The organism is Streptomyces torulosus, from assembly GCF_001419765.1.
GTDB classification, from domain to species: domain Bacteria; phylum Actinomycetota; class Actinomycetes; order Streptomycetales; family Streptomycetaceae; genus Streptomyces; species Streptomyces torulosus.
Genome location: NZ_LIRK01000624.1, coordinates 1 through 6,136, shown reverse-complemented (window position 1 = coordinate 6,136; position 6,136 = coordinate 1). Strand labels below are relative to the sequence as shown.

Here is a 6,136-nt window from a genome sequence, read left to right as displayed (position 1 = left end):
CTGCCCGGCGTGAGCCTCAGGCAGGCGCGGGCAGGTCGTGCCACCAGTGACCGCACCCGTCGGAGCAGAAGCGCTCGCGGCGCCGTTCGTCGGCGATCGCGAGCCCGGCGATCAACAGCCGGAACGCCTTGCGGCGTTCGTCGGGCGGGGTGAGTTGGACGATTCTGCCCAGCTGCTGCTCGATCCGACCGCGCACGATCAGCACGGCAGGCGTGTGCGTGGGCCGTAGCCCGGCGCGCAGGATGCTCCGGGGACCGTCCTCCTCGACGACACGTGCCTGGAGGCAGTGGTTGTGCAGGTGCCGCAGCACGTCGTACTGGGCCTCCGGGCCGAGCGCGTCGAACCATGCGATGCCCTCGGACATGGGGCGCAGCCCTTGGGCGAGTTGGTTGAGCGTCGCATCGCGATCGTCCATGTACGTGCTCCCTTGCGAGGCCGGGCTGCGGCAGTGGCGTGAGGTCAGCTCGTGAACCAGGCGACGAGGCGGACGTCGTCGGGGCCGTGGAGGGTGGACAGGGTGCGCATCACGGTCCAGACGGGGCCCCAGTGGGTGTCGGGCCCGGCGGCCATGGCTCGGGTTCGGGTGCCCGAGCGGTCGGTTTCGTGCCAGTCCGCGGAGGCGAGCTCCGCCCATGTGATCCATGTCGTGCCGCGCAGGTCGGTGGAGTCCGCGTACGGGGCGTACACGTCGCGCAGGGCTTCGGACGCGGTGTCCGGGAAGCCCCGGTTCTCGGCGAGGGGGCGGAAACCGGTGTCGTTGCGGACACCGAAGAGGCAGGCGAGCGCGTCGTACGCGTTGCCCACGTTCAGGACGAAGAGGTCCATGGCGGCGTGCCAGACGGAGTCCTCGTCGTCGGTGCCCCACAGGCGCGCGCCGGGGCGGCACTCGATCATCCCGCCCAGGTCGGTGGCCATGGGCGCATCGTGCCCGCGGCCCTCGCCCGTCGGCATCCGGTTTTCGTGGCCGGGCAAGGTCGGGCAGCTCGTCGGACATTGTTCGCTTAGCAGGCATATCCTTAAGGTGTGCCCGGTGTGGTCCACGGGGTGGGAGAGGGCGGTGGTGGCCGGGAGTTCTCAGGGGGCGGAGAGGAGATTGCCATGCGCGTGCTGTTGAAGGCGTCCTTCGACACCCAGCGGTCCAGCGAGATGCTGCGGAGCGGCAAGCTGCCCCAGATGATGGAGGCGCTCATGGAGCGCACCAGGCCGGAGTCCACCTACTTCACCGTCGATCAGGGCCGGCGCACGATGTACCTGTTCTTCGACATGACGGACTCCTCCGACATGCCCTCGATCGCCGAGCCGCTGTTCATGGAGATGGGCGCCAGCATCGACTACACGCCGGTCATGAACTTCGACGACCTGCAGACGGGCCTCGCCAAACTGAGCTGAGGCGACGTCCCCCGGCCCTCGCCGCCCCCGCAGCCGGCCCGGCCTCCCCGTCAGCTGAAGATGATCATCGAACCCTGGGCCAGGCTGCGGGTCGCCGCCGCGTTCAGGCCCAGCCACACGTGGCGTTCGCGGGCGAAGGGGCTGGAGTCGAACGGCGCGGGAGCGGCCGGTTCCTCCAACGACGTCGGCGCGAGCGGCGGGGCCGGGGCCAGCGGCGGGTTCGCGGGGTCGATCCCGATCGCCGGGGCCACGATCTCCAGTTCGCGCAGCAGTCCCTGGGAGGAGCCCAGCGGGCCGTTGCCGGCGAGGAGTTCGTCGTTGGCCAGCGGGTGCGGGAAGTCCACGGGGACGTACGCGCCCGCGTGGTCGTAGTGCCAGACGAGATGCGACTGCTGGGCCGTCGTCTCGAACATCTCCAGCAGCTGCTCGTAGTCGCCGCCCAGCTCTCCCACGGGCGTCACCGGCAGCCCGCACACCTGCAACAGGTAGGCCCGGCGCAGGAAGTGCAGCGCGTCGTAGTCGAAGCCCGCGATCGGGGCGACCTCCCCGGTCAGCCCTGGCATGTACTGGTACACCGGCACCGGCGGCAGTCCGGCCTCGCCCAGTACCTGGTTGTAGAGCGCGAGTTCCTCGGCGAAGGGGTTGTCGGGCGTGTGGCAGAGCACGTCGACGAGCGGGACCAACCAGAGGTCACAGGCCAAAGGAGCACTCCTCACAGTGTGGGCGGGGAAGAAGCGTAGTCGCTGAACGCCGCCTTCAGTCCCCTTCGTGCAGGTCCCATACCCACACACCGCCCACCCACTTACCGGGACGCCCGACCAGCTTGTCCACGGTGGCGCGCAACTGCTTGTCGTAGTACTGCGGCCGGAGGACCAGCGCGCCCGCGTGCCAGTACGCGAAGTCCTTGCGGGCCTGCGCCTGCCAGGCTTCCCCGATCACCGGGGTGCGGCCGGTGTAGCGCACGTCCCGCAGCAGGGCGGAGGTGTGGCGCGGTACGGCGCCGTAGATCCCGGTGCGGTCCTCGCCGTAGGGGCCGTTGAAGTAGCCGCCGGGCATCCGGAAGCCGAAGCGGGCCGTGGTCTGCCAGTGCAGCGCCTCCGCGTTGCCGGGGTCCGGCAGCGGCACGGGCACGAGCGTCTCGCCGGCGTCCGTGTCGACGTACGTCCGCCACGTGCCGTCCGCGATGAACGACGGCACCTCGGGCCGGTCCTGCGACTTCAGCGGGGCCGGGACGATCGGCAGCAGCGCCAGGGTGATCGCCAGGAACCCCATGTACCGCGTGCCGAGGCCCGGCACCTCCGCCAACTGTTCGAAGGCGAGCGCCAGCAGCATGCCGAGCACCGGCGCGCAGATCATCGCCACCCGGCCCTCGATGACCGACTCGAACAGCGGCCGGTCGGCGAGCAGTGCCCACGGTCCGGGCAGGACGAGGTCCGTCTGCGGGAGGCGGATCTCGGGGCCGAGGGAGAGGACGGCGGCGGCGACCGCCGTGAAGCCGAGCGCCTTCACCAGGGGGCGCTCCCACAGGCGGACGACGATGCCGAGGGCCAGCAGCACCAGCGGCCAGCCGTAGAAGGCGTTCTGCTCGGTGGGGTTGAGGGACAGCGCGTCCGCCCGCTCCGGGTCGCCCGCGAGGAGGGAGCGCTCGGCGAAGGAGAGCAGGGCGAGGGGGCTGTTCCCGGCGTTGTCGCCGTGCCCGATGCTCTTGTAGCTCTGCGGGCCGAAGAACTGCCAGGACAGGAAGAACGCCACCAGGGGCAGCGTGGTGAGGGCCGCGGCACCGAGGCCCTTCAGGAGGGGGCGCCAGGAGGCGCGGGCCACGTCCGGTCGTGCGGCCCCGTACGCGGCGGCGAACAGCAGCATGCCCATCGCGGCGAGCAGCAGCGGCTCCTCGCCGAGGAAGACCTGGTACGCCGCCATCAGGCCGAGGACGACCCCGTCCCGTACCGTCCGGGTGCCCGCGCACAGCCGGAGGGCCCGGTCGATGATCAGCGGGATCATGAACAGGACGATGAAGTTCGGGTGCGCGTTGGCGTGGCTGACCATCGGCGGCGCGAACGCCGCGAGGGCCGCACCCGTGAAGGCCGCGCCCCGGTGCCGTACGAGCCGCTTGACGAGCAGCCGGTACCAGGCGGCGGCGGTGGCGGCCAGGCCCAGCGTCATCACGAGGCCGAGGGTCACCGCGGGCCCCAGGGCGAGCGTCACCGGAGTGAACGGCACCGACAGGCCCAGCATGACCGTGTTGGCCATGAGGTTCACCCCGTCGGGGAAGCCCTGGAAGTCGGTGAACAGGGGGTTCCTGAGATGGGCGACGTTGTCGGCGGTGACGGCGAAGAACCACTCCCACTGGTTCTGGTCCTGGAGCGAGTCGGGGAGGTAACGGCCGTTCGGGTCGATCCAGCGGCCGGCGTAGAGGGTCACCGCCATCAGCAGGAAGACGACGACGGCGAGGACGTCGGCGGGGCGCAGCGACCGGACCGCCGCCCGGACCGAACGGCCCTTCAGGGAGGCGAGTTCACCGAGGACGTGGGCGTAGTCCCCGGCGCGGATCTTCGAACCGGGCTGATGGGACCAGCGGATCGGGACCTCGGCGACGGACCAGTCGGCGCGGCGGAAGTGCCGCAGTATCTCGACGTCTATCCCGAACCCGTCGAGCCGGGAGGCGGCGAACGCCTCACGGGCCCGCTCGCCGTCGAACAGCTTGAACCCGCACTGGGTGTCGCGGATGCCGGGCACCACGAGCCCGCGTATCAACAGGTTGCCCGCGCGGCCGAGGTTCTCGCGCAGCCGGTGCTGCCGCCGCTCGATGCGAGCCCCCGGCGCCTCACGGGAGCCGATCGCCGCCGCGTGTCCCTCGCTGAGCGCCTTGTCGAGCAGCTCCAACTCGTCGATGGGCGCGGCGAGATCGGCGTCCGTCAGCAGCACCCGGCGGCCGTACGAGGCGCAGACCCCGAGGCGCAGTGCGTGGCCCTTGCCCCGGTTTCGTGGCCCGCCCCTGATGAGCTGCACCCGCGCGTCGCGCTCGGTGACGGCGGCCACGACCTCGCGCGTGCCGTCCGTCGAACCGTCGTCGACGACGAGGACCTCCCAGGTCTCGGCGGCCTCCGTGGCGGTGAGGTGGGAGACGATCGCGTCGAGGGTGGGGCCGAGGCGCCGCTCCTCGTTGTAGGCGGGGACGACGACGGACAGGTCGACGCCGACCCGGGGGCCGGCGCCCGTGCGGGCCTCGCTCATCCCTCGGCCAGCCGTTCCACGAGGGTCAGCGAGTGGTCGTCGTACTCGGCGATGATCTCCTGCGCGGTGATCGCGTCCCGGCGGGTGAGCGCGTCCACGAGGTCGGTGTACCGGTCCCACAGCCGGCCCCTGAGGTCGTCCGCCCGGCGCAGGTGCTGCACCGCGCACACCCAGGACTGCACCCGCAGCCGGTGCAGGAAGTCGGACAGGTAGGGGTTGCCGAACAGGACGATCAGCTCGCGCCAGAACCGCAGGTCGTAGCCGATGAGGATGTTCAGGTCGCCGGCGGCCGCGGCCCGCCGGGCCTCCTCGCCGCGCCGCCGTACCCCGGCGAGCGCCGCCGCGGTGCGGGTGTCCATCTTCCGGTCGCCGAGCCGGCGGAACATGCCGTCGCCGATGAGGGTGCGGGCCTCGACCATGTGCCGGTAGTCGCCCGGCGAGTACTCGTGCACCTGGAAACCGCGGTGCTGCACCGCGTCCAGCAGCCCCTGCGCGGACAGGTCCACCAGCGCCTCGCGCACGGGCGTCGCCGACACCCCGTACTGCTCGGCGATCTCCTTCACCGTGAACTCCTGCCCCGGCTTCAGTCGGCCGGCCAGCACCTCGTCACGGAGCGCGTCCGCGAGCTGCTGCCGCAGGGTGCTTCGAGTCACGGCGCCATTGCCACCGCCGGTGCCGGGCATCGTGGTCCGCTCCCCCCATCCGCGTACGCGTACGCATTCCTGTGCGTGGTCTCTGCGTTCTCTTACGAGCACGTCACCTTACGCGTTCGCGTTCCGGGGAGGCTGTTTCGGGCCCGCCACCGCGACGGCGGCGCCGTACGGGCACCGACCGACACGAATCGGCCACCTGGCGTGCGGTTTTTCGTCACGGAGAGGAGGCGGGGGAGCAGGCGCGGCACATGCGGAAGGGCGCCCCCGGGTCGTGGGACCGGGGACGCCCTTCGGCACTCCTGGGGGCGGCGGCGTCAGACCGTGAACTCGTCCGCCGCCGTGAGCGCCGCGTCGAGGGCGGCGAGGCCCTCCTTGGCCTCGGCCTCCGTGATGTTGCACGGGGGGACGACGTGGGTGCGGTTCATGTTCACGAACGGCCACAGGCCCTGGGCCTTGGCGGCGCCCGCGAAGGCCAGCATGGGCGCGTTGGCCTCGCCGGCGGCGTTGTAGGGGACGAGGGGCTCGCGGGTCTCCTTGTTCCGGACGAGCTCCAGCGCCCAGAACATGCCGACGCCGCGCACCTCGCCCACCGAGGGGTGCCGCTCGGCCAGTGCGCGCAGCCCCGGCTCGATGACGGACGCGCCGAGCGCCGCCGCGTTCTCCACGACCCCCTCCTCCGCCATGACGTTGATCGTCGCGACGGCGGCGGCGCAGGCCAGCGGGTGCCCGGAGTACGTCAGACCACCGGGGTACGGGCGCCGGGCGAACGTCTCCGCGATGGCCGGCGAGATGGCGACGCCGCCGAGGGGGACGTAACCGGAGTTCACGCCCTTGGCGAAGGTCATCAGGTCGGGGACGAC

At 71.6% G+C, this 6,136-nt stretch carries 7 protein-coding genes; 1 reads left to right on the top strand and 6 read right to left on the bottom strand.

All coding sequences use genetic code 11. The features are described from left to right. Positions 1 to 16 precede the first annotated feature (16 nt). Positions 17 to 415 carry a DUF5958 family protein gene (locus tag AOK23_RS35615; RefSeq protein ID WP_055716664.1) on the bottom strand — a complete coding sequence of 133 codons (399 nt, stop codon included), beginning with the start codon at positions 413 to 415 and terminating at the stop codon, positions 17 to 19. A gap of 44 nt (positions 416 to 459) precedes the next feature. Then, the gene (locus tag AOK23_RS35610; protein WP_055716665.1) at positions 460 to 915 is read right to left on the bottom strand and encodes a hypothetical protein; all 456 of its coding nucleotides are present in this window, start codon (positions 913 to 915) and stop codon (positions 460 to 462) included. A 183-nt stretch (positions 916 to 1,098) separates the two neighbouring features. Between AOK23_RS35610 and AOK23_RS35605 the strand changes: the two genes are divergently transcribed. Next, on the top strand, positions 1,099 to 1,389 hold the full coding sequence (locus AOK23_RS35605; protein WP_055716663.1) for a hypothetical protein: 291 nt from the start codon (positions 1,099 to 1,101) through the stop codon (positions 1,387 to 1,389). Between the two features lie 50 nt (positions 1,390 to 1,439). On the opposite strand, the gene AOK23_RS35600 is transcribed toward AOK23_RS35605, so the two are convergent. From AOK23_RS35600 to AOK23_RS35585, 4 genes are all read right to left on the bottom strand, one after another. Continuing rightward, entirely contained in the window at positions 1,440 to 2,090 is a 651-nt protein-coding gene (locus AOK23_RS35600) for a hypothetical protein (protein WP_055542634.1), read from the bottom strand. Between the two features lie 55 nt (positions 2,091 to 2,145). Next, entirely contained in the window at positions 2,146 to 4,623 is a 2,478-nt protein-coding gene (locus tag AOK23_RS35595) for a dolichyl-phosphate beta-glucosyltransferase (protein ID WP_055716662.1), read from the bottom strand. Further along, entirely contained in the window at positions 4,620 to 5,306 is a 687-nt protein-coding gene (locus AOK23_RS35590) for a GntR family transcriptional regulator (protein ID WP_055716661.1), read from the bottom strand. The genes AOK23_RS35595 and AOK23_RS35590 overlap by 4 nt, the downstream gene beginning before the upstream one ends. Before the next feature lie 284 nt (positions 5,307 to 5,590). Further along, on the bottom strand, positions 5,591 to 6,136 hold a 546-nt coding region (locus AOK23_RS35585), incomplete at its 5' end, for an aminotransferase class III-fold pyridoxal phosphate-dependent enzyme (protein WP_157878241.1).